The sequence below is a fragment of the Anaerocolumna sp. genome (genome assembly GCF_032079385.1).
In the GTDB taxonomy this organism is placed as follows: domain Bacteria; phylum Bacillota; class Clostridia; order Lachnospirales; family Lachnospiraceae; genus Anaerocolumna.
In genome coordinates, this window is the sequence record NZ_DAMAUC010000018.1 from 66268 (window position 1) to 89922 (window position 23655).

A 23655-nucleotide genomic window follows, 5' to 3' on the forward strand; every position below is an offset into this window, starting at 1 on the left:
AGCCGCCAAATAAAAATGCCTGTTTGGCTCACTCCTATTTTATTACAGAGCAAAATAAAAAGCGGCGAAAGTTCCATAATTGTCCCTTTCGCCGCAATGCATTTTATGAAATTGATTATTCCCGCTCGAAGCTGTACCCCTCGCCCCTTGACAGCTCAATGCGCCATCCGCTGCCCTTGATTTTCTCCCGCAGCCGGTATAGAGTCTTTTTAAACGCCTGATTGTCACCCGCCATCGGCTGCTTCCACACCTTTTCATACAGGTATTCGGCGCTGATAAAGCGTCCCTCATTCTGTGCAAAGACAAGCAACAGGGCAAATTCCTTTTGGGTCAGCAGCAGATCGGTTCCGTCCAGCGAAGCCACTCCCACCGCCACATCAAGGGATAGGCGGTCACGGGTCAGTTTTTCTGGAATCTGCTCCGACCGGCGCAGGAGCGCTTCCACCCGTGCCAGCAGAACCCCGAAATCGTAGGGCTTTGCAAGGTAGTCATCGCCTCCTGCCGTAAGTCCCCGCACAACATCCTCCGGTGTGGTCAGTCCCGTCAGCAGAAGCACCGGTATCTGCGAGTGCTGCCGCAGTTCTGCGATAAAGTCCAGCCCACTGCCGTCCGGCAGCATAATATCCAGTACAATCAAATCCGGCATCTGGGCATCCAGCGCTTTATGCGCTTCCAAAAGCGTCAGCGCGGCAGCGATCCCATAGCCCCTCCGGGTGAGCAACCGCTCATTGCCTCGCAGAATCTGCTCGTTGTCCTCTACCAGTAAAATCATTTTTTCACGCATGCTCTTCACCCCCAAATTGTCCCTCATAGGTCTGCAGGACAAACGCCGCCAACGTACCGCCACCCGGTAGATTCTCAATCCAAATCCGCCCGCCATAGGATTCCACCACGGTCTTGCACAGATACAGGCCAAAGCCCGTGCCGCCTGTAGAAACACCCCGTTCAAACACATGGGGAAGAAGCTCGGCGGAAATACCGGAGCCGGTGTCCTCCACCCGCACCAGAATCTCATGCCCTGTTTTTTCAGCCTGTAGGGTAATCTCTCCCTGTTTGGTATAGGCGGCCGCATTTTGCAGAAGATTTGCTACCACCTGTGCCAGCAGATCGGCATTGCCGAATACCTCAAGTCCGTCCGCAATATCCGTTTTCAGAAGATTGCCCTGCTTTTTCAGATGCAGGGCAAAAATATCCGCACTGCTGCGTAGGAGCGTTGAAAAATCCACCGCCTGCCTGTCGGTCTTCTCCCGCAGAAAGGAAAGCGTCAGCATACCACCAACCATGCGGGTCAGCCGCATAATCTCTTCCTGTGCATTTAGGAGCAGCTCCGTTGCTTGTGCATCGTTCACCGCTTCCTCTGTATCCTGAAGCATTTCTGCCACAGTCTGTATATTGACTGAAATGACGGTGAGCGGCGTACGCATTTCGTGGGAGGTGTTGGACAAGAATTCGGTTTTTGCACGGCTGGTTCTCTCAAGAATATGGTTCTGCTCGTCCAGCCTTTTCTGCTGTTCGTTGTAAAGCCGAAATTGCATCAGCATGACAATACTCAGGGCAAGGCCAACCACGACAAACCCAAACACCGTATCCGTCATCACAAGCCAACGGCTGCTGTAATAGGCGCCCGGGTCAAAAGTCAAATAGGCATACAGGCAAAGCCCTATGTAAAACAACATCTCAAACAGTGCAATGATAACTGCCTTTTTCCCTTCCAGCATAAAAACCGTAAATACCATGGCAAAGATAAAAAAGTAAGGGGTTGCGCCATAATATTCGCCATTTAAAAAAAAGAAAACGGGAAACCCTACGAAAAAAATAGCCAGAATAGTAATCAAATAACACTGCTGATATTTTCCGCTTTTGGAAGCATACACTAAAAGTACTGCGGCTAGCAGGGCAAATACCAGATACACGATGGTATTTTGCAGCTTTTCTCCCATTACAACAGCGACGATAGCGGATATAAGGCTGACTGTCACACCCGCCATTGCCAGAATGTTGAACAGCCGTATCCGCAGGTCAAGGCACTTATCGAAGAAGCTACTGCTGATTAACAAACGTAATTGATTCATCTGTCACGCTCCTGATCTCCCGTTTTGGGCTTACGGCCGTTTCCTTTCCGTCCATCCTCTGGCTTACTTGCCTCTTTTGGAATTGCCCATATGTTGCCGATTCTCTGTACACCCGGAATGCGTCCGCTGGTACAGTAATAATTCACCATACGGGCAGTCAGCCCCCAATTCTTTGCCGCTTCCTTTACGCTGAAATATTCCATCATGGATTGCCCTCCGTTTGTATGTTTCTTTTTCTATTATATTTCTTAACTTAGAAATAATCAAGCATCAAGAGATAACGTGCTGTAAAACTTGTTTCTATCTACTCAAAAACGTAGTATCAGGACTTACTTCCTGCTATTAAATAAGTAAAAAAGAAGCGGCAAGCCAGACACTAACATTCCCGCCCCAGCTTGAAAAACCTCCCTGGACCTGTTACCATAAATTCACGGCAGAGAAGACCGTACCAAAAGAAGCATACCGAGCAGTTCCTTAGGCGGGCAATGGATAAGCACCAGAGCCAGTTAAAGCGTGAGCTTTCCGCTAAAGCAAGGGAGTTGGAAAAAGCCGAAAAACGCCTTGCGGATTTGGATAAGCTGTTTCGCAGAGCCTTTGAGCAGTTGGCACTCGAAAACCTGTCCGAAGCGCAGTTTAAGGCGTTGACCGGCGGCTATGAAGATGAAAAGCAGGAATTGATTACCCTTGCGAGCAAGCTGGAGCAGGAAATCAGCACTGGAAGGGACACAATGCTGAACGCCGACCGTTTCATGGCTGTCGTGAGCAGGTACACCGATATTCAGGCATTGACGCCTGAAATCGTGCGGGAGTTTATTGACAAGATTGTGGCGCATGAGCGTTCCGAGCGTTGGAAGAAGAAAAACTATACCCAGCAGGTGGATGTGTACTTCAACTTTGTTGGCAGAGTTTAGGACAAGAGAAAAGCCGTAGGACTGAACATCCTACGGCAAATCTCAAAAACTGAAAACATCCTTATTGGCAGGGGGCATTATATTTTCTCTTTGCTTTCTTGTATGAACGAATTTAATTTATAAGATGTACTCCCACTTTTAATTAATTGGAGAACAATTGTGTACAATATACTGTTCCGTTACTGTCTTTATAAACACCAATACCGATTTGATTAAAGTTCCCATTCATGATATTAGCTCTATGTCCAGGTGAGTTCATCCAGCCTTGTACTACTGCTTCCGGAGTATTATAACCGTAAGCAAGATTTTCACCAGCTGTACGTACGCTTATACCATATTCATCTAATACAGTTGACCATTGAGTACCATTTGGTCTTGTATGAGAGAATTGAGTTTTAATTTCTTGAGCTCTTTTATTTGCAGGAGCTGTTAAAGTAGAAGACATAGTAAGTTCCTGTAGCCCACCTTTTGTACGTTCTATGTTAACTAATTTTAATACTTGACTTGCAAAACTACTGTCATATTGATTAGTGGATTCCTTAGGTGCTTCTGTTTTCGGTGTCTCTGCTTTTGGTGTTTCTGTTTTTGGTGTCTCTGTTTTCGGTGTCTCTGTTTTTGGTGTTTCTGCTTTTGGTGTTTCTGCTTTTGGTGTTTCTGCTTTTGGTGTTTCTTTTTCAGGTTTTGCGGTTTCTTTTTGTGGAGGAGTTGTTGTTTCCTTTTTATCTGTATTGGTATTCTTCTCTGGCTTTGTTACTGCAACTTCCTTATTGGATACAGGACTTATTACCTTATTACCATTTACAATTGCATAAGCTCTTGCAGTATAACAATAGGATGAATTTGAATCTAAGTTTTTATCTGTAAAATTACCTGACTTAGTATCTCCTACATATTCGGAAATTCCATCTTTTGATGTACGATAGATTGAGTATCCATCCACTCCCTCTTCTTTGCTAATGTCTAATTGAACAGAAGAATCTGTACTCTTAACTGCCTCTAATGATGGTGTGCATTTTGATATTGCATCCTTTGCTAACTCTATATTAATATTTTTGGCATTCTTATTTAATAATTCATTAATATTTATATTAGAATTAGTACTTGCATTTCCTCCAAATAAACCCGCAATTTGTAAGCTTAATAAAGATGTTACAATGATACCTTTCATGAGTTGCCTCCTTTAAACAGTCATTAACATGTTGCTCCCTAAGGTTAACATAGCCCCCTGCCCTAAGCAATAGTTATTAAATGGGAAAACTGACACATTATTGACACAAACCCAAATTTATTCCATCTTAATAATAGCCATTATTTAGTTAAGTTCTTAAGAAAAGTCAGTAAAATCAATGGTTTACAGAAATAAATAAGGAAATAAACAAGAATAAATTATTACCTGAAAAAGGAAGCGAAATGTTACAAAAGTTTTAAATATATTTCAATATTATTAAATAACGATGTAACATTTTCTTTTAACAACCAGCTTCCATAGATTTTGAAGTTGGGATTTATTTTTTTCACTAAAAAGGACTGCCGCTTAGCGACAGCCCTCAATTATAAGATTTTCCTTCTTACTTATGCATGCAATGAAACCAATCTATTGTCTACTATCATATAAGAATCCATAAGTTTAAGTTTTCCTTCAAAAATAATGGCTCCCGAATAATCAATATCCGTCAGTGTGAAAGCGTCTTCCGTACAGAATGGCCATTTTACCTGATTTGCAGCTACTTTGACCATTGGAGATATGGATGGCAGTGAATCCGTAACGCCTCCCGCAATGACTCTTTCAATAATTACATGGATAACTACTGTAACCAAAGCCACAACTATAGCTACAATAATTGCAACTATTAATGCGGTCAGCTTGGTTGCCACTTTAGCCGCCACTGCAATAACAACAGTAGCAATAAGAGCCAGAATCGCTTCTGTTACAACTATCCATGTAGCGATTTTAGTTGAGTTTTCTGTGATTGGATCACCAACCATTTCATATGTCATAACTTGCTCACCCTTATCGTTTGTACCAAGTGCCAGTGTCTGCTTTGTCATAATAATTGTATAAGTATCAATGCCAGCTGATATATGTGTATGTATTTTTGCAGTCGTCCGAATGTAGGTTTCATCGAAACACATTTCGAAGGATTGCGCTACAGGATAATAATCGATAGCACCCACTCTTACCGTATCAACCTTAATATTAGTACCGGTAATTGTTGTCCCAGCATCATCCATGACATATTGAGCCTCCGGAGAATCAGTAAAAACAAATTTTAGTGACGGCAGAAGCTGATACTTTGCAAATATCTCACGACTGATAAGAAAAAGGGCATTGTCATCACTTTTTAGGTCAGCAGCAGGTAATTGGTTCGGAAGTCCATCACACGAACGGTCATTTGTCATACAAAGAATACCGAAAATACTGCTTTCATCGGTGCCCTTATCGGTATAAGCATAACTAATTGCAGTTGCCCGCAGCCATTTATATTCCTCAGATTGTTCTCCCATATTGTTGATTAATACTGTGGAGAATAAGGTATCAAACTTTTTAAGATTCTCTGGCATGTTTAACCACTTTTCATATAAACCTCGTAAAATACTTTTGTTTATGTCATCAATAGTTCCACCTGGGTCAGCAAGTGAAATTACTGCTGCAATTGGATCATACTCACTTACCCGTGCGGTATTAACAAACAGATTATATTCACCATCTGTAGCCACCTCAGGGTTAGGTATAGGAAAATAGTTAAGTTTTATATAGATATCAACAGATACATTGGCAAGATCAAAAGTATCTCCCTTTCCCATATTAAGCCCCTTATATGTTCCTGATTTCATGGGTAGTTTTAACTTCACGTTGCGTCCGTCTCCACCCGTTATTATCTGCCATGAATCGAAAACACCCTCAAGGGATAATTGGTCTACTTGATATGAGATAGCAGCAGGATAGGTTTTTTGACTCTTAATACGTTCATTTAATGCAGTAACTCTACAGATTGAAACAGTATCCCAACCATTCGTGGTTACAGCACTTGCAAGCATTAATCTTTCTTTTTCTTCGTCATTTGTATGTATTTTTGCAGCGTTTTTATACAGCATGGAATTTTTAATCGTTTCCATGCACGAATGGTTTAAGTTTGGTAAATCAAAATTTACCGGTTGGTTGATTCCTGAAAATACAACTCTCTCTGACTGATCAGACATACTATTATCCTCCTAATTAATATTCCAAAATAAGTGACTCACTAATATATACAGATTTTACCACCGCCTGGTTCTGACACCATGTGACCGTATCAATGTTATTTGCTTTCACTGAATTGCTTCTTCTTTCAATTGAACTAATTAAATCATCTGAAATAGCAGCAACCACAATCTGAACAATTAACCCTACTATTGGCAAAAGCCAGCTAAGATACCATGGGATATCTTCATCATGGGTGAAACTGCTGCCATCCTGATAAAATAGAATTCTTCCTTTCGTATCTAGCAAAGCATTCATCTTCACACTGCCATTCCAATTCATGGTAATGCCTGCATACATGTCACATTCTCCAATATAATATACCTTAATCCTGTCACCATCCACTCTGGCAATGTTATTTTCCTTATAAACTACAGGAGTATAGTAGATTGCGCCCGACTTTATTTCATGCATTCGGAGTTCCTTTTTATTAAGAAGTTCACGGTCTTTGTAATAGAAACAATCTTTAGAACAGTTTTGATAAAGATCTATCAAACCAGGCAAAATCAGATTTTGCAGCATAAGTTCACTGGACATTACATAAAAGGAGCTTATTCCCAGGGAAACACCAGTAATATCTATATCCAGAGGCAGTTGGGAGATATCCTTATCACTGCATACGGACAGAATAGAAAGATAGCCTGAATCCAGATAGGAATACGCACATTTTTTGGGAATTGCCCAACCAGGACTTCCACTTTTAGCAAAATTGATTTCTGCAAAGATTAGTTCAAATTGTTTTGGATTAGATAGCAGGTATTTACATATTAAGTCCAATACTATCGTGGACAGCATACCAACTTGTCCATTTGGATCTAATAATGTTATAGGGAGAACCCAGCCATTCTTGTCTGGAGTCATATCAGAACGATTCTTAGCTATATTCAAATATTCTGATTTTAAGACTGTAATGCTGTTATAAAGTGGAAGCAGGGAAAGTGTTACTTCAATTATGGCACTGGTTCCTTCCAAATTTGCTTTAGTTTGTCCCAATATAACTTCGCCAGATTGAATAGGAAGCTTAAGACGTAAGATACGCCCTCCTCCTCCATCAATTACACTCCAACTGCCAAATTGTCCGCTGATGTAAGCTGTTGCCATCTCAGAGCTTGTATAACAAAAGTGAGAATTAACACTGTCCCAAATACTATTAAAATCAGAGTTGATTCTTTCCTGCTTTACAATGCTTATTGTATCCCATCCTTTTGTAAGCATCTTATTATCTCCTCACCTAATATTATATGGAATAAAGAACCACCTATAAAACTTTACAAATTAAAGTTGTAATACAAATAAAATTTACCATTACTTTTACTTATGTAAAATGACTAAAATATTTCATAGTACACCCCCATTCAGCATAAATAAATATGCATATAATGCATTACTTATTTATATTTTTTCATTTCATTTACACTAGCTCCCACTGCATGCCATAATCAGGGTATGAATTATGCATTTCAATAATTCATACTAGCTCCCAATACATGCCGCATCTGCTTACAGATGTGGCACTGCCATAAATCAGGGTGTGAATTATGCATTTCAATAATTCACATTAATACTATATTCAATTCAATTTGTATTATGATAATATTACGAATATTTTGTCCACTTATATTCATTCCTTATGTTAAGCTTGTTTAATTTCATTTATATACTATCTGTTCTGTCAGTATAGGAGCAGCATGATTCCTAATAAAAAATCCTCCAATAAGTTTATTTATAATTCATCAGTAATCGTTCAGCAGTACGCTAAGCAATTATGATTTTCATAAACATCCTTATTGGAGGAATGCTAATAATCTTCGTTTTTCTTTTTATAATTCAATTCATTCTGTTTTATTTTGTAGTACTTCCAAAACCGCCATTTCTTTTTTCCATTACTTCGTCGTCATATGTTATCCCATACTCAACGAAAATTCCTTGCATGAATCCTGCACCTGCCTCTACTACAGCCGTTTTATCTTCATTGGAATCATTGGTGATTTTTGAGAACATATGCCCTTCATTATCGGAATAAAAGTAATCACTATCTATAATACCAACTGTATTATTCAATTGCAGACGGTATTTAAATCCTAATCCGCTTCTTGGATAACATTTTAGTACCCAGCCATCCTCTATTTCAACACGAATCCCCGTTGGAATCTTAATCGTTTCTCCTGGTGCCAGTGTAAAGGATATTGGGCTGTAAAAATCATATCCTGCTGAACCTGCAGTAGCTCTTTGCGGAAGCTTTATCTGTCCATATACTTCCTTTGCTTTCTCCTCATGGGAAGCTGAAAAAGTGTCCAGCCAATCCTTTGTAAATTGTTCTATACTTACTTTGTGAAATCTTGCAATTCGTTTCATGTAATTACCTCTAATCCTATGTTTCTATTCCTATATTTTCTTTCCTGTTTCCAGACATGATACCCCTTTAGGGTATCCCTCAAATAAGATGTACTATTTAAATTAACATACTTAATAATTCTTTTGCTGCAGTTGATATCGGATTTTTATCACTGGTTATAATACAAAAATTTCTTTTTGGGATTTCCTTCTTGAATTTTAATTCAAATAACTCGCCGTTCTCGATATATTTCTCAGCAAAATTTCTTACAACGGAACCAATACCAAGATTCCTTAAGGTAAACTGAACTATTATATCACTGGTCGCCAATTCGAATTCCGGTTCTAAGACCACTCCATTGTCTTTAAGATAGTCATCTATATAAGTTCTTGTACTTGTATTCTTCTCCAAACATATAATGGGAAGCTGTTCTAAATCTTTATATTCCAGTTCTTTATCCCGGAGATCCTTAAAACGCTTTCCTCCCACAAATACATCTTTAATGGGCTGAACTTCTTTTATATGCACCTCCGGTTTTGCCTGAAACGGCACACTTACAATTCCAAAATCAATCTTTCCATCATATAAATATTCTAAAGTTTCCGGTGTAGGCCCATTGGTTACCGTTACTTTAATCTTAGGGTGTTTCATGTGAAATCCTTCCAAAAACTTAAGCAGATAAAATTGAAGGGTCATATCACTGGCTCCGATTCGGATTTCTCCGTTCTCCAAATCCAGCATTTTTTTAAATTTTGATTCACCTAGCATGATCGTTTCGTAACCACGTGATATATAAGAGAATAATACTTCTCCTTCCGGAGTAAGTTTCACTCCTTTTTGGGTACGAATGTACAGACTGCTGCCCAGCACATTCTCCAATAGCTTAATTGCCTGGCTGACCGCAGGTTGAGAGATACACAATTCTTCTGCTGCAGCTGTAAAACTGCCGCATTTGGTTACGTAATAGAATATCCTGTAGTGTTCCAAATTCACATTCATGTATCTCTCTCCTTACACCTTTCATTTCAAATATCTATATGCTCATTACCAACTTCGGGATCATTATTTCTTTTCTAAAATATCGTCATAACCATGATTCTTACCAAACCATCCAATTGCATAAGGGCAGGTAAGAATTGCCTTCTTATTTTCTTTTCTTAACTGTTCTGCTGCTTCTACCATTAGCTTGCCTGCAATACCTTGTCCTCTCAGGGAATCATCTACAAATGTATGATTAATGTTTACAACCCCCTCCTTTACATCAGGAAAAGTTACTTCAGCAATGATAGCACCCTGCTCATTATTCACATAAATACGATTAATTTCATGTTTAAATTCCATAGAATTACCTCCTTATTTACTGCTTTTATGATTCTTTTCATTGTTCCTTAAGACTTTATATCCCTTTTTTAATACCTGTGTTCTTATATAATGAAAAGTAGCATCTTCCCCATGCTCCTTTAGCATTCTAAGCAATTTATAAAGCAGATTTTTTGTATCCTCATGAATTAGATAGTGTTCTTTTGACGATTCAAAATATGCCAAAGGGTCACCGTCCCTATACTTTTCTTTATTATAATTTTTACTGGCTGCCAAACGGTCACAAAACATTTCAACTACATACTTAACAGGCATTCTTGTACCTGTCATAGGTTTATCCGGCTCCAAACTATAGTCAATCCAGTATTCCAGATGATGTTTGTTTTTTCCTTTATGATGTAACCAGGCAGAACTATATCCCTTATCAAACCGTTCTGCATTATTGGGACTTTGATTTCCTTGAAAATATTTTGCACCAACTAAAAATTCAACGGGAGAATATTTAGACAAATCATGAAGAATTCCTTGTTTATATAAACCTGCTCGAAAACAATATTTCATAACTAACCATTTATGATGATTAATGGTTTTTAAATGCTGTAGCCATTTCATTTACACCTCTCCAATTCGTGAGCCCTTAAGTTCATACTCTCAATATATAGTATTTTAACATACTATCACAATCAATACAATTGTGGAGAAAAAACAAAATTAATACAGGAAATATTCTCATTTAAACATTACCAATAGAAAAGCGCCATTCTGAACATCAGCACAGCAAAGCTGGCTCTAAATTTGTGTTCAGAATGCACGCTTAATTTACCAATTAAACTTTTATATCTGCTTTTAAACCTAGTTCTGATTTATTTTCATTCAGTATGGGCTGAATCACTTCGGTCAGAAATTCTTCCACCTGCTGCTCTGCTCTTCCTGTGTATTTTGCCGGATCCATGGTTTTTTGAAGTTCTTCCAAGGTCAGATTAAAGGAAGAATCTGCTGCAATAAGTTCAAGGAGATTATTTTCTGAGCCATTTTCTTTTACATTCTTGCCGGCTTCCATAGACAAAACACGAATCCTTTCATGTAATTCTTGTCTGTCACCTCCGGCTTTTACAGCATCCATCATAATATTCTCTGTTGCCATAAACGGAAGCTCTGCCATAAGGTGTTTGCGAATAACCTTTGGATATACCACCAGTCCATCCACTACGTTCATATATAAATCCAAGATACCATCAACTGCTAGAAAAGCCTCCGGTATGCTGATTCTTTTATTAGCGGAATCGTCTAAAGTTCTCTCAAACCATTGGGTGGAAGATGTAATAGCAGGATTTATAACATCTGCCATTACGTAATTTGCTAAAGAAGCAATCCTTTCACTTCTCATCGGATTACGTTTGTACGCCATGGCAGAGGATCCAATCTGATGCTTTTCAAAGGGTTCTTCTATCTCTTTTAAATGCTGTAATAAGCGGATATCGTTAGAAAACTTATGAGCACTGGCGGCAAGTCCTGCAAGTACATTCACCACTCTGGTATCCACTTTACGTGAGTAAGTCTGCCCGGATACCGGATAGCACCCTGAATATCCCATTTTATCTGCAATTAATTGATCTAATTTTTTAATACGCTCATGATCCCTATCAAACAATTCTAAAAAGCTTGCCTGGGTACCGGTAGTTCCTTTGGAACCAAGTAAAAGCATGCTGTCAATAAGATAAGAAATATCATCGTAATCCAGCTTTAATTCCATTAACCACAAAGCAGCTCTCTTTCCTACAGTTGTAGGCTGGGCCGGCTGAAAATGAGTAAATGCTAAAGTAGGCAGACCTTTATGCTGATAAGCAAAGTTTGACAATAAATTCATAACATTAATAAGCTTTTTCTTAATCAGCTTAAGGCCTTCTGTCATTAAGATAATATCCGTATTATCCCCAACATAGCAGGAGGTTGCACCTAAATGAATAATTCCTTTTGCTTTCGGACATTGTTCTCCGTAAGCATATACATGGGACATAACATCATGACGTACTTCTGTTTCTCTTGCCCTAGCCACATCATAATTAATATCGTCCTGATGCTTTTTTAATTCTTCAATTTGTTCCTCTGTAATATTTAATCCAAGTTCTTTTTCTGCTTCTGCCAAGGCAATCCATAATCTTCTCCAGGTCCTGAATTTTTTATCCGGTGAGAAAATATATTGCATTTCTTTGCTGGCATACCGCTCAGAAAAAGGACTGATGTATTTATCGTTATTCATGGAAACCTCCTGTTTGTATTTTAAAATGTCAATATCATTCTTAACGTAAAATCTGCAAAACCAAATTCCTGTGGAATCCCTTATGAGTAACAGAGATTCTTTGAAGAACCGGATTTTGCTGGATTTTTCGAAGAATGACATAGAAATATGAAGCTGCTAATTAAATTATCTCTCAAATTCTCCCCGAATATCCTGCTTTGGAGGTTCAATTGGATAATTTCCCGAGAAACAGGCATCACAATATCCTTTATCTCCCTTAATTAATTCACTTAACCGGTCCACACTAAGATATCCAAGGGAGTCGGCACCAATAATTTCACAGATTTGTTCCACTGTATTATTATAAGCAATTAATTGGTCACCGGAAGGTACATCCGTTCCAAAGTAACATGGATACAAGAAGGGCGGTGAACTGATTCTTACATGAACTTCTGTAGCTCCAGCATTCTTAAGCATTCTTACGATTCTTTCACTGGTGGTGCCTCTGACAATAGAATCATCAATCATAATCACCCGTTTTCCTTTTACTACATCCGTTAACACATTTAATTTGATCCGAACACTGGATTCTCTCATAGCCTGCTTGGGTTTAATAAAGGTTCGTCCTACGTAACTGTTCTTTACAAAGGCTGTAGCATATTGAATACCGGATTCAAAGGAATATCCCATGGCTGCTGCATTACCGGAGTCTGGAACACCAACAACCAAATCTGCTTCTACCGGATGGCTTTGTGCTAACAGTCTTCCTGCCATAATTCTTGAATTATACACGCTGACATTGTCCACATGGCTATCCGGTCTGGCAAAATAAATATATTCAAATATACACTTTGCTTTCCTTGATTGTACCAAAGAAATATCAGAGTGAATACCCTCCTCATCTATCATAACCACTTCCCCTGGCTCCACATCTCTTATAAATTCTGCATCTACTGCATCCAAGGCACAACTTTCCGAAGCAAGGACATAACCATTGTCTCTTTTTCCAATACACAATGGCTTAAATCCAAAAGGATCTCTGGCACCAATTAATTTTTTGGCACTCATAATTACAAGAGAATAGGCTCCCTTTAGTTTTTCCATGGTATTCTTAATGGCTTCTTCCAAACTGACTGCCTTTAAACGCTCTCTGGCAATCAGATATGCAATTACTTCGGAATCAATGGTTGTTTGAAAGATAGCACCGGTATAAGCCAGTTCATCTTTTAATTCCAAAGCATTTACCAGATTTCCATTATGGGCTAGAGCCAAAGTCCCTTTTACATAATTTAGAACCAAAGGCTGGGTATTTTCCGGAGTGCTGCCCCCGGCAGTAGAATATCTTACATGTCCTACCCCTATATTTCCAGATAATTTTTCAATACTATCCGGAGTAAATACTTCATTCACCAGCCCCATTCCTTTTAAGGCATTTACTTTACCCTTAGGACCTTTTGTATCACTTACCGCAATACCACAGCTTTCCTGCCCTCTATGCTGCAAAGCAAATAGTCCATAATAAATGGAAGAGACAACATCATCTCCATCAAAATCATAGATACCGAACACACCGCATTCTTCGTGAACTCCTTCGGAAATATAGGTACTTTCTATATTATTCTTCATACTGTCCCTTTCTAAACGACCTGTCTATAAGCCTAAACGTTTGAAAACTTCCTTGTAAGCACCTTCTACATTGCCTAAATCCCTTCTAAAACGGTCTTTGTCCAGTTTTTCATGGGTGTTAATATCCCATAATCTGCAAGTATCGGGAGAAATTTCATCTGCTAAAATAATTTCACCCTTGCATCTTCCGAACTCTATTTTAAAGTCAACTAATTCAATTCCGCATTCTGCAAAATATTTCTTTAACACTTCATTTACTTTAAAAGCCATTTCTGAAATTCTTTCAATCTCTTCTCTTGTGGCTGCTCCAATGGCAATGGCATAATAATCATTAATCATTGGATCCCCTAAATCATCATCTTTATAGCTAAATTCCAAGGTAGATGTAAGAAGTTTTCTTCCTTCCTCTATTCCTAGTTTTTTAGCAAAACTCCCTGCTGAAAAATTACGGATGATAACTTCTAAAGGTACAATTTCAACTTTCTTTACCGCAGTCTCTCTCTCACTTAATTCTTCAATAAAATGAGTTGGAACTCCTTCTTTTTCAAGAAGCTGGAATAAATGGTTTGACATTCTATTATTGATAACACCTTTTCCTACAATAGTTCCCTTCTTTAAACCATTAAATGCCGTTGCATCATCTTTATAGTCCACAATATAAACATCTTCCACGTCTGTTTTAAATACTTTCTTGGCTTTTCCTTCGTATAGCATGTCTAACTTTTTCATAATTTCACCCATTGCATCTCACATTTGCTTGAAGGTGTGATACTCCGCTTACCTATGTAACACACTATTTACAGATGTGATACTGCCGAAAAATTAAGTTGAAAGAAGATGGCAGTTGCAATTTTCCTTTCTTAATGATTCTTTCAACCAAGATGCTATAAAACCGCATCGAAATGGCACAGTCTATTAAGTTCTCGTTATAAATGCACATCAATTTATTCAATTATATTATAACTGACTCTCATATTTAAGCAACGGGTTTACTTATTATTATTTTTCATCTAAATTATAAACATTTATTATAGCAAACATTGATAAACAAGATTTTTATCCATAAAAGGTTAATACCATGGCTATGGTTTTCTTGCATTTACAGCTAAATCATGTTCTTTGCAATCCACCGTAATGGATTTTTCAGGCCTCTCCACTCTAATTCTGTCTGCTTCTTTTCACGATTTTCTTTAATTCATCCACACTAAAATGATAGTTGGTATTACAAAAATGGCAATTTACTTCGATAGGTTCATTTTCATCTATCATTTCCTGAATATCTTTCTTTCCTATACTTACAATAGCTTTTTCAACTCTTTCTTTGGTACAATTGCAGTAAAACTGAGTATTTATCTTATCTAAGATTTCCAGTCCAAAATCCCCCAGTATGTGTTCCAGTATAACCTCAGGTGTTTCATATTTATCTAGAAGTGCAGTAATAGAATTAATTTCACTTATTTTTTTCTCTAGCTGATCAATAACAGCTTCATCTGCAAATGGCAATAACTGAATAATAAATCCACCTGCCTGTTTTACCGTATTATCTTTGTTCATTAATACACCTAAAGCAACGCAGGAAGGTACCTGCTCGGAGGTTGCATAATAATAAGTCAGGTCTTCTGCAATTTCTCCCGAAACTAATTCTGTTTGTCCCACGTAAGGTTCTTTTAATCCCATGTCTTTTATTACATTTAATATACCTGTTTGAACGGCCCCTCCCACATCCAGTTTACCTTTTGGACTAGGTGGAAGCATTACCTCTGGATTATAGACATAGCCTTTCACATTTGCCTGAGCATCTGCTGTTACTGTAATTCCCTTTATTGGTCCGTCGCAAATAATCTGAAGGGTAAGAAGGTCATCATCTCCCTTCATCATACTTCCCATCATAGAGCCGGCGGTAAGTAATCTACCCAATGCAGCCGTAGCAATTGGGCTTGTATTATGAATATTTTTTGCATATTCCACTAAATCTCTTGTTGTAGCTGCGAATGCACGAATCTGTCCCTCTGCAGCTGTTGCTCTTACTATATAATCTGACATAATAACCTCGATTCTGGCGCTTTAGCGCCTTAGGATAATGAATGTAATTTGTACTCAAGCACAAATTGCCGGTTGAAATAATATTTTTTCAACCTATTCTCATTTTTAAATATATAGTTTATTCTCCTGATGCTTTTCTCTGGCAACAAAATAAACTCTCTCACTTTCTTCATTCGGTGAATTACGGGTAAAGGCATCATATACTGTTACAAATTCCATACCGGCCTGTTCAATTAACCGTATAACCATATCTATGGTATATGCCTTCTGATAATGAAGTTCTTCATATTTCTCATAAAAGCTTACGGAAGAATCCCTGGTTTTATCACATTCTTCCTTTAAAGTTTCCTTCTCATCTGCTTCTAATTCATCTTCAGCCTCTTCATCCACTTTCACAAAGATAGTTACATCATACTCATTCATCATTTTATCTTCATAATAATAATTGTCCCATATAAAACTACAGTCTTCTCTATTTTCTGCAAATGTATTATCTGCTAATATATCTTTGTACTTATGAACCGTATTCATATCGAAGATAAAGATTCCTCCCGTATCCAAATAATTATTAACCAATTGAAATACTTTTAGAAGCTCTTCCTCCGATGTAATATAATTCATACTGTCACAAATACTGACAACCGCTGAAACAGTGCCATATAGCTCAAATTCACGCATATCCTGCTGTAAATAAAGAATATTGTTTCTTTCTTGCAGTTCATATGCTTCCATGAAATCCTCAGAAGGCTCAAAATCCTGGTTATATTCCAGGTCTCTGGCTATTTCTAACATTTCTTCTGAGATATCAATGCCAATCATATCATACCCTTTTGCTGCCAGCCTTCTGGTGATAGAGCCTGTCCCACATCCTAATTCTAAAACTAAACCAGAATGTAGTCCATACTCCTGCAATAATCCAGCCAGATAGTTCACCCATTCATCATAGGGTACATTATCCATAAATATATCATAAACCTGCGCAAATCCAGTATACGCCTGCATAGTAACCTCAATTCCGGCGCTTTAGCGCCATTTAATAAAGAAGCAATTTTGTGCCACCGCACAAATTCTCGGTTGAAAATTTTTTTCAATCTAAGCTCCATTCTATCTTATTTATTGTATACCCAACTGATGTATCTTCTCAATCACTTTTTTATACTCCATGGAGCCTCCAAATAAATCCAAAGCACTTCCAATGGTAACATCAAGGTGTCCTTTACCCAGATTATACAATTCCTCTAAATCTGCATAACTACCAACTCCCCCGGCATAAGTAATGGGGATTCCTTTCCAGCTGCCAAGTAAAGCAACCAGTTCTGCTTCAATTCCGGAAGATTTTCCTTCCACATCTACAGCATGGATCAGAAATTCATCGCAATAGGCTGCCAATTCATTCAGGGTTTCCGGATTCACCTTAACTTGGGTAAATTTCTGCCAGCGGTCTGTTACGATATAATAAACTCCATCTTTTTTTCTGCAGCTTAAATCCAGAACCAGCTTCTCTTTTCCAACTGTCTGAACCAGCTTGTCCAAATTCTCATAATGAATCTTACCATCTTTAAAAACAAAGGAAGTGACTATAACATGGGAAGCCCCCATATTTAAGAAACCGGCAGCATTCTCATGGGTAATTCCTCCCCCTATCTGAAAACCTCCCGGATATTCTTTCAAAGCCTTTCCTGCCTGAATGCAATCTTCTTCATAATAGGCTGTATTACTGGGATTTAGTAACACTATATGTCCGCCTTTTAAATGTTCTTTCTTATATAAAGCGGCATAATAATCGGCCTCCTGCTGGGACACAAAGTTTTCTTTCACCTGATTGTGTTGGTCCAGCAGGCTGCCTCCTACTATTTGTTTCACCTTTCCGTTATGAATGTCAATACATGGTCTGAATTTCATTTCTGACTCCAATCTAATCCTTTTCCCTGCAGATACAATTTGGAATCTGCTTTCGTGGAAATAATAACATAATTCACATAAAACCGCAAGAGTATTGGAAGTGCTGACGATATCTGGTATCTCCTGCCGCCTCTAATCTATTTCCGTGGTATTGATGCCTTCATCAATGACTTCCTGAAACACTTCTGAGGCTATGGATTCCATATCTGGATACAATGCCAGTCTGGTTATGCCATAATGTCTTAGTTGGGTCTGAATTTTACTTATACTTTTGTGATCAATAATTATTTTTGTCAGATACTTATCCGAATCTTCAAACTTATTCAATGCAAGAAGTGCTTTTACTCTAGGGAATACGGTAAATGTGCCTCTTTGAGCTACAATTCTGGTAGTATTTAAAGGTCCGATGGCCGCTGCCGGTTTTAACGTATTTAGTATATCACTTTCCGGTCCAAAAAATAGGTTAAAGGATGGTTCCTCCACACTTGGAATATACCCGGGCTTTAAAAAACTGTGAAAGGAAAAACTTTCATTTAATTTTACCGGATTCAGCAGCCAAACTGCTGCATCCACCCCCGGTGTTAAACCTGGATCCTCAGGGTTTGTTGCAAAAAACAAACCGGTTAGGGCATCCCTGCTCCAGTCTAATATTCTGGCAGGCAGTCCATAGTGCCTTAATATAAAAAGCCAGTTCCAATAAGCATTTATATCATCATTTAAAGGAAATTTAGGAAGCTTTTCTACATAGGCTATAGCAGAGGATTTAAATTTGGACAAAAAAGCAGTTTCAAATAATGGATTTAGCTGTAACCCACTCCTCTTTCTTGTAATGGTAGGCAGCAAGTCAAAGGATTCCTGGGCATGGCCCCGATACCATAATTGACAATTACTTCCCTGATTAATGTTGCATAAGGTGGTAAATATTATATCTACTGCTTCCAGATATTCGGCCACAGATTTTACCCGAAATACTTCCTGTACCTTATTGGTTTGTTTCTGGTCGCATATATTCTGTCCTTCCATTTTTAAAGCTTCTGATGTGCTTTTTACTTTTTTTCCTTCAGAATCCATGTTTTCCATATGCATGGCATCTGTCATATCCTATCCCCTTTCTGACGACTTTGACAAGAATATTGTCTATACTAAGTCCAATTATAAAATCCAGAAAATCAATAAAAACCCTAGATGATTTTTTGAAAAGATTTTAATGAAGGATTAGTACTATACATATAGTATGAAAAAAAATGAAAAAAGTGTCGATTTTTGCAACAACCCCAAACAATCCATGTAAAAATGGTCACTTTCTATTTTGAAAAACTAGAAAAGAATTGAAAGGCATTTATTTTCTTTCTTCTATTTTTATGTTACTATATACATATTAAGAATAAAGGAATGAATACCATGATAACCGGAAGTAAAGAATTAATTCGTGACATAAATACCACTTTAGTATTAGAAACCATCTTTGGTTCCAGATATATTTCAAGAGCAGCCATAGCCAAAAAATTAGGGCTGACCAAAGCAACGATAACCAATATTGTCCAGGACCTGATACAGAAAAAATTAGTTTTGGAAAATGGATGTGATGATACTTTACTTGGAAGGAAACCAATCCTTTTGAGTCTGAATAAGGATGCCGGCTATGTTATCAGCATAGACATAGGAATCGAAACCATTTCTGCAATTATGACGGATTTAATTGGAGAAGAAAAAAGTTTAAGGCAGATAAAAACTCCGGGTAAACAAGAAAACCTGATTCCTGTTTTAATTCAATTAATTGAAGATATGGAGCCGGATATAAAAGTCCTTCCTTATGGATTAATCGGTATTACTTTGGGAATTCACGGAGTTACGCACAATAATACCATACAGTTTACCCCTCATTATAACTTGAAAAATATAGATTTGGCAGGAGCAATAGAAGAACATTTTCAAACACCGGTTTATTTGGAAAATGTAGCAAATCTTTCTGTCTTAGGTGAAAAAGCCTTTTTACACAATTATGAAAATATGAGCAGTATTATGATATACTCCGGTATTGGTATGGGAGTTATTATCAATCAAAATTTATATACTGGAAGCCTTGGCTATGCCGGAGAAATCGGTCACACCATTGTTGAAATAGATGGAAAAGAATGTCCTTGCGGAAACCATGGATGTCTGGAACAATATCTTTCCGAACAGTCTCTTCTAAAGGACTTTGCCAGAGAAAAAAACATGGAACAGGTCAGTTTTGAACAATTTTTATCTATGTATAACAATGGAGATAAAGCTGCAATGAAAACAATAGATACCTTTACAAAATATATGGCAGTATGTGTCAATAACATGATCAATGCTTTTAATTCCGATATTATCATCATTAACAGTTCCTTTACCACTTATTTACCTCAATTGATTGATCAGGTTAAAGATAGATTAAATAAGAACTTAAAAAGTAAATTAAACCTGGTTCCGTCTACCCTTGGAATTTCAGCTGTTTTACTTGGAGGAATATGTATCTCAATAAAAAACTTCTTAAATATAAACAATATTAATTATACCAATTACGAATATTATAAAACACCAAAAAGATATCCTGCAAAATAAATATTCATTTATTGATAAGCTTTTTAATTATATATTTATAATTAACCCTAAGAATATATCTTTGGAATTTACTCCCTTGATATATTCTTTTTTATTCTTTTTATATAATATTTTATATCTTATCTTCTGGCTGATTACCCTTTATCTCATTATGATTTCTCATGATGCTTAATGCCTGTTTTATAATTTGAATATTTATTTTATTGTATTCACCGCCGAATTCTCCGTCTGTAGACCAGGGAATAGGCTCTTGTGATACAATTTGAATATCTTTTACAGGAAAATAACAGATGTGTTCGCTATTTAATTTACCCGTTAATAAATCATTAACCATACTCTGAAAATCCAATACGTTTTGGGGTGTTTTAATAAAAATCCCCTCAAAAATACCATCATCCAATAATACGTCTTTTCCGGTAAGTCCTTTAAAACCACCTACCGAAATAGAATTGGTCACCATTCCAAAGATAAAATTATCTTCAATAAATGTATCTCCACAAGTAATTTCCAGACTATAAGACTTCCAATTGGGCAGCCTTTTAACACCTTCTAGAAAATAAGCAAGGCGTCCTAATAGATTCTTGGTTGTTTGAGGTGTTTCATAAGATGCATCGGTAAAAAGCCCAAAGGCTGCGGTGTATGTAAAGTATTTCCCATTGATAACTCCAACGTCAAAGGGAAATTCTTTTCCTTTAATAGCCACTTTCGCAGCTTTTAGCATGTGTTTGGGCAAAGTCAATGTATAAGCAAAATCATTGGTAGTTCCTGATGGAATGTATCCTACCGGAATATTTGCATTACTCTTCATAATTCCGCTGATTACTTCATTTAAAGTTCCATCTCCGCCGGAACAGACTATTTGATCATAGGTTTCTTTCTCAAGGCAGTCTTCTACAATTTTAGTTCCGCTTTCTTTCCTCAAAGTAGTATATACTGTTACTTCATAGTCGTGCTTTACAAATAATTCGATGATGTCAGATAACCAACTCTTTATTTTACCTTTACCTGCATGGGGATTATAGATAAACAATAATTTTTTTTTCATGATTTATTTAAATCACCCTTTCCTGTCTGCTTTTTTCTCTTAGTCATAATACCGCCAATACGACCTGTTTCTTTTGCTGATAAAGACTTCCATCCATCTTTCATAACTTTATCAAAAAGTCCAAGTTCTGCCGCGATTTCATATTTTAATTGTTCCTCCGGTTTTAACTCACTTAAAACAAACTTTTCCGGATCTAATTTCTTCTTACTCATAATATGCCGTTTCCTCCTTAAATATTAACATATTATGGCTCTTTCGCACAACCATATTTTTAATTTAGTTGTGCAAAAAATTCCATAATTATGCTATATAAAGTGTAGCCTTGATATATTTATTTCATACCTTTATGAGTAAATTTTTGTTAGGTTGTTTTGATTTCTTTTCCCAAGGCAAAGGAATATATTATTCTTTCACTAACACATATCCCGGTAAGCTGCTCCAGAGCTTTCTGATAATAATCCATTTGAACCTTATATCTTTTTCTTAATATTTCTTCCCCATGTTTTTTATCCACATTATCTGTCTTATAATCTAATAGTATCCACCGGTCTCCTTCTTTAAAGTACACATCAATAATACCCTGTACTAATACTAATTCTTCACTATGGAAACTTTTATTGATTTCATTTGCTTTTATACCCATAACGAACTGACGCTCTTTATAAAGACTGCCATTCTTTATGGCATTGCGCATTCTGTCTGCCATTTCACTTTGCACAAAGGCACATAGCTTACCTTTATCTAACAGTTCCAACTCTTTTTCACTGATTTTACCTGTAAGAACCAGTTTAGTAAGACATCTTTCCACATCTTCCAAAGTATAAATTTCTAAGAGATTCATAGACTCTAATACGCTGTGATAAAGGGTACCGATTCCGGCCTTGGTGGGTTTTTCCGACAGCTTTATAAAGCTTGGAACCGGTATCTCATCCATAGACCCTTCAGTTCCCTTTAAGGGCATTCCCAGTTCCTCTGCTTCCATTTGCCCAAGCCGCTTTAATTCCGATACGGTAAGTTTCGTATGTATGTTGGTTTCAGCCTCATAGGGGTATTGATATTCCATCAGAGACTGAATATCATTCCTTATACTTTCATTATATACTATATGATTATTCCAGTGAAGAAGTTGATCTTTATTCACTTTTTTAAAGACTTGATCTCCCAATTCTTCTCTGGCTAATTCCTCATAAGAAACTTTCTTTACTACTATTTCTATGTCAGCGTTGTATAATGGATTACTTTTATCCGGAAATGCTCCATAATCTTTTAATATTTCTTCAAATCCTTTATACCGCATGGCAGCAGGGACAATCCAGTCCAGATAATTACCTGCCGTACTTAGCTGGTAGAATAGAAGTTGTTTCTCTTTCTGTTTACAAATGGAGCTCCACTTCTTCAGCTTATCTTCTAACTTTTTCACACCACCGGTAATAATTAGTTTCTCCTTAGCTCTGGTTAGTGCAACATATAGAACTCTTAGTTCTTCTCCCAAATTTTCCAGCACCAGTTCCTTTTGTATCACTTTCTTCACTAAAGTAGGCGCTTTAATTCTTAGTTTATGATCTATATAATCCGGACCCAATCCTAAATCAGGATGGATTAACAGTTTCCCTCTGGAATCCTGATTATTAAATACCTTTCCCGTACCCGCTACAAAAACAATTGGGAACTCCAAGCCCTTACTTTTATGAATACTCATAATCTTAACCGTATTATCATTCTCTCCTGCAACGGTGGCTTCTCCAAAATCGATATCATATTTATGTAGTTTCTCAATATATCGGACAAAATGAAATAATCCGGAATAGCTGGTATTTTCAAACTGGACCGCTTTTTGAACCAACATATCAATATTGGCTTTTCGCTTTTCTCCTCCCGGCATTGCAGCTGCAAAATGATAGTAACCGGTGTCCTCCAGAACTTTTAATATCAATTGATGAATGGATAAGAAACAGACCATATTGCGGTACCTTTCCAGTTGATGAAGAAAGTTCCTTAATTTATCTGCTAAAACTCTCTCTTTATGGCAGTTATCGTCTATACGTTCTTTGCTGGATAAGTCGTCAGTTTGATATTGCTTCGAATTTTCTTGCTCATCAGCTAAACTATCTGTCAAATTCAACTCCATTTGGTTGTTATCAATATTTTTCTCATCTGACGAATTACTTTTCTCTGGATATTCCTCATTCTTCTCTTCACTGCTTAAATTATTATCTCTTGATTTATCATCTATTAATTGATTTTCTCTTAGATTACTTTCCTCAATACATTGGGAACTGCCTATATGTTCTATTTTAGATTCTTTTATTTCATTTTTATATATAATACCACT

At 37.3% G+C, this 23655-nt stretch carries 22 protein-coding genes; 2 read left to right on the plus strand and 20 right to left on the minus strand.

The window, feature by feature from the left end:
- Positions 1-115: 115 nt before the first annotated feature.
- From RT261_RS14550 to RT261_RS14560, 3 genes are read right to left on the minus strand one after another with little or no spacing between them, the layout of a single operon-like run.
- The gene (locus tag RT261_RS14550) at positions 116-784 is read right to left on the minus strand and encodes a response regulator transcription factor (protein ID WP_313133518.1); all 669 of its coding nucleotides are present in this window, start codon (positions 782-784) and stop codon (positions 116-118) included.
- Complete coding sequence (locus RT261_RS14555; protein ID WP_313133519.1) at positions 777-2072, minus strand: sensor histidine kinase; 1296 nt, start codon at positions 2070-2072, stop codon at positions 777-779. The genes RT261_RS14550 and RT261_RS14555 overlap by 8 nt, the downstream gene beginning before the upstream one ends.
- Positions 2069-2278 carry a DNA-binding protein gene (locus tag RT261_RS14560; protein ID WP_442871779.1) on the minus strand — a complete coding sequence of 70 codons (210 nt, stop codon included), beginning with the start codon at positions 2276-2278 and terminating at the stop codon, positions 2069-2071. The genes RT261_RS14555 and RT261_RS14560 overlap by 4 nt, the downstream gene beginning before the upstream one ends.
- 279 nt (positions 2279-2557) lie before the next feature.
- On the opposite strand from RT261_RS14560, the gene RT261_RS14565 reads away from it, so the two are divergent.
- Positions 2558-2983 carry a DUF4368 domain-containing protein gene (locus RT261_RS14565; protein ID WP_313133521.1) on the plus strand — a complete coding sequence of 142 codons (426 nt, stop codon included), beginning with the start codon at positions 2558-2560 and terminating at the stop codon, positions 2981-2983.
- Between the two features lie 142 nt (positions 2984-3125).
- Here the strand turns inward: RT261_RS14565 and RT261_RS14570 are convergent, their stop codons facing one another.
- From RT261_RS14570 to RT261_RS14635, 14 genes are all read right to left on the minus strand, one after another.
- A complete protein-coding gene (locus tag RT261_RS14570; RefSeq protein ID WP_313133523.1) occupies positions 3126-4151 on the minus strand; it encodes a CAP domain-containing protein in 1026 nt (341 codons plus the stop codon).
- A 404-nt stretch (positions 4152-4555) separates the two neighbouring features.
- Positions 4556-6184: a TULIP family P47-like protein gene (locus RT261_RS14575; protein ID WP_313133526.1), complete on the minus strand. Its 1629-nt coding sequence runs from the start codon at positions 6182-6184 to the stop codon at positions 4556-4558.
- 16 nt (positions 6185-6200) lie between these two features.
- Positions 6201-7439, minus strand: coding sequence for a TULIP family P47-like protein (locus tag RT261_RS14580; protein WP_313133527.1), 1239 nt, complete (start codon positions 7437-7439; stop codon positions 6201-6203).
- Between the two features lie 627 nt (positions 7440-8066).
- A complete protein-coding gene (locus RT261_RS14585) occupies positions 8067-8579 on the minus strand; it encodes a deoxyuridine 5'-triphosphate nucleotidohydrolase (RefSeq protein ID WP_313133530.1) in 513 nt (170 codons plus the stop codon).
- A 97-nt stretch (positions 8580-8676) separates the two neighbouring features.
- A complete protein-coding gene (locus RT261_RS14590) occupies positions 8677-9558 on the minus strand; it encodes a LysR family transcriptional regulator (RefSeq protein WP_313133532.1) in 882 nt (293 codons plus the stop codon).
- A gap of 63 nt (positions 9559-9621) precedes the next feature.
- Complete coding sequence (locus RT261_RS14595; protein WP_313133534.1) at positions 9622-9900, minus strand: GNAT family N-acetyltransferase; 279 nt, start codon at positions 9898-9900, stop codon at positions 9622-9624.
- A gap of 12 nt (positions 9901-9912) precedes the next feature.
- Positions 9913-10491, minus strand: a complete 579-nt coding sequence (locus RT261_RS14600; RefSeq protein ID WP_313133536.1) for a DUF5662 family protein — start codon at positions 10489-10491, stop codon at positions 9913-9915.
- A gap of 214 nt (positions 10492-10705) precedes the next feature.
- On the minus strand, positions 10706-12139 hold the full coding sequence (purB, locus tag RT261_RS14605) for an adenylosuccinate lyase (protein WP_313133538.1): 1434 nt from the start codon (positions 12137-12139) through the stop codon (positions 10706-10708).
- A gap of 165 nt (positions 12140-12304) precedes the next feature.
- The gene (purF, locus tag RT261_RS14610; RefSeq protein ID WP_313133539.1) at positions 12305-13744 is read right to left on the minus strand and encodes an amidophosphoribosyltransferase; all 1440 of its coding nucleotides are present in this window, start codon (positions 13742-13744) and stop codon (positions 12305-12307) included.
- A 24-nt stretch (positions 13745-13768) separates the two neighbouring features.
- The gene (gene purC, locus RT261_RS14615) at positions 13769-14473 is read right to left on the minus strand and encodes a phosphoribosylaminoimidazolesuccinocarboxamide synthase (protein WP_313133542.1); all 705 of its coding nucleotides are present in this window, start codon (positions 14471-14473) and stop codon (positions 13769-13771) included.
- Positions 14474-14902: 429 nt separating this feature from the next.
- The gene (gene hslO / locus RT261_RS14620; protein ID WP_313133544.1) at positions 14903-15787 is read right to left on the minus strand and encodes an Hsp33 family molecular chaperone HslO; all 885 of its coding nucleotides are present in this window, start codon (positions 15785-15787) and stop codon (positions 14903-14905) included.
- A gap of 105 nt (positions 15788-15892) precedes the next feature.
- Entirely contained in the window at positions 15893-16789 is an 897-nt protein-coding gene (locus RT261_RS14625) for a class I SAM-dependent DNA methyltransferase (protein WP_313133546.1), read from the minus strand.
- A 111-nt stretch (positions 16790-16900) separates the two neighbouring features.
- Positions 16901-17689 carry a phosphoribosylformimino-5-aminoimidazole carboxamide ribotide isomerase gene (gene hisA, locus RT261_RS14630; protein ID WP_313133547.1) on the minus strand — a complete coding sequence of 263 codons (789 nt, stop codon included), beginning with the start codon at positions 17687-17689 and terminating at the stop codon, positions 16901-16903.
- 132 nt (positions 17690-17821) lie between these two features.
- Entirely contained in the window at positions 17822-18787 is a 966-nt protein-coding gene (locus RT261_RS14635; protein ID WP_313133550.1) for an FRG domain-containing protein, read from the minus strand.
- A 294-nt stretch (positions 18788-19081) separates the two neighbouring features.
- On the opposite strand from RT261_RS14635, the gene RT261_RS14640 reads away from it, so the two are divergent.
- Positions 19082-20278, plus strand: a complete 1197-nt coding sequence (locus RT261_RS14640; protein WP_313133551.1) for an ROK family transcriptional regulator — start codon at positions 19082-19084, stop codon at positions 20276-20278.
- Between the two features lie 112 nt (positions 20279-20390).
- Here the strand turns inward: RT261_RS14640 and RT261_RS14645 are convergent, their stop codons facing one another.
- The 3 genes from RT261_RS14645 to RT261_RS14655 all read right to left on the minus strand — a co-directional run.
- The gene (locus RT261_RS14645; protein ID WP_313133553.1) at positions 20391-21323 is read right to left on the minus strand and encodes a diacylglycerol/lipid kinase family protein; all 933 of its coding nucleotides are present in this window, start codon (positions 21321-21323) and stop codon (positions 20391-20393) included.
- Positions 21320-21535: a small, acid-soluble spore protein, alpha/beta type gene (locus RT261_RS14650; protein ID WP_313133555.1), complete on the minus strand. Its 216-nt coding sequence runs from the start codon at positions 21533-21535 to the stop codon at positions 21320-21322. Before RT261_RS14650 ends, RT261_RS14645 begins: the two co-directional genes overlap by 4 nt.
- 149 nt (positions 21536-21684) lie before the next feature.
- Positions 21685-23655, minus strand: a 1971-nt coding sequence (locus RT261_RS14655) for a 3'-5' exonuclease (protein WP_313133557.1), incomplete at its 5' end; no start/stop codon positions are given.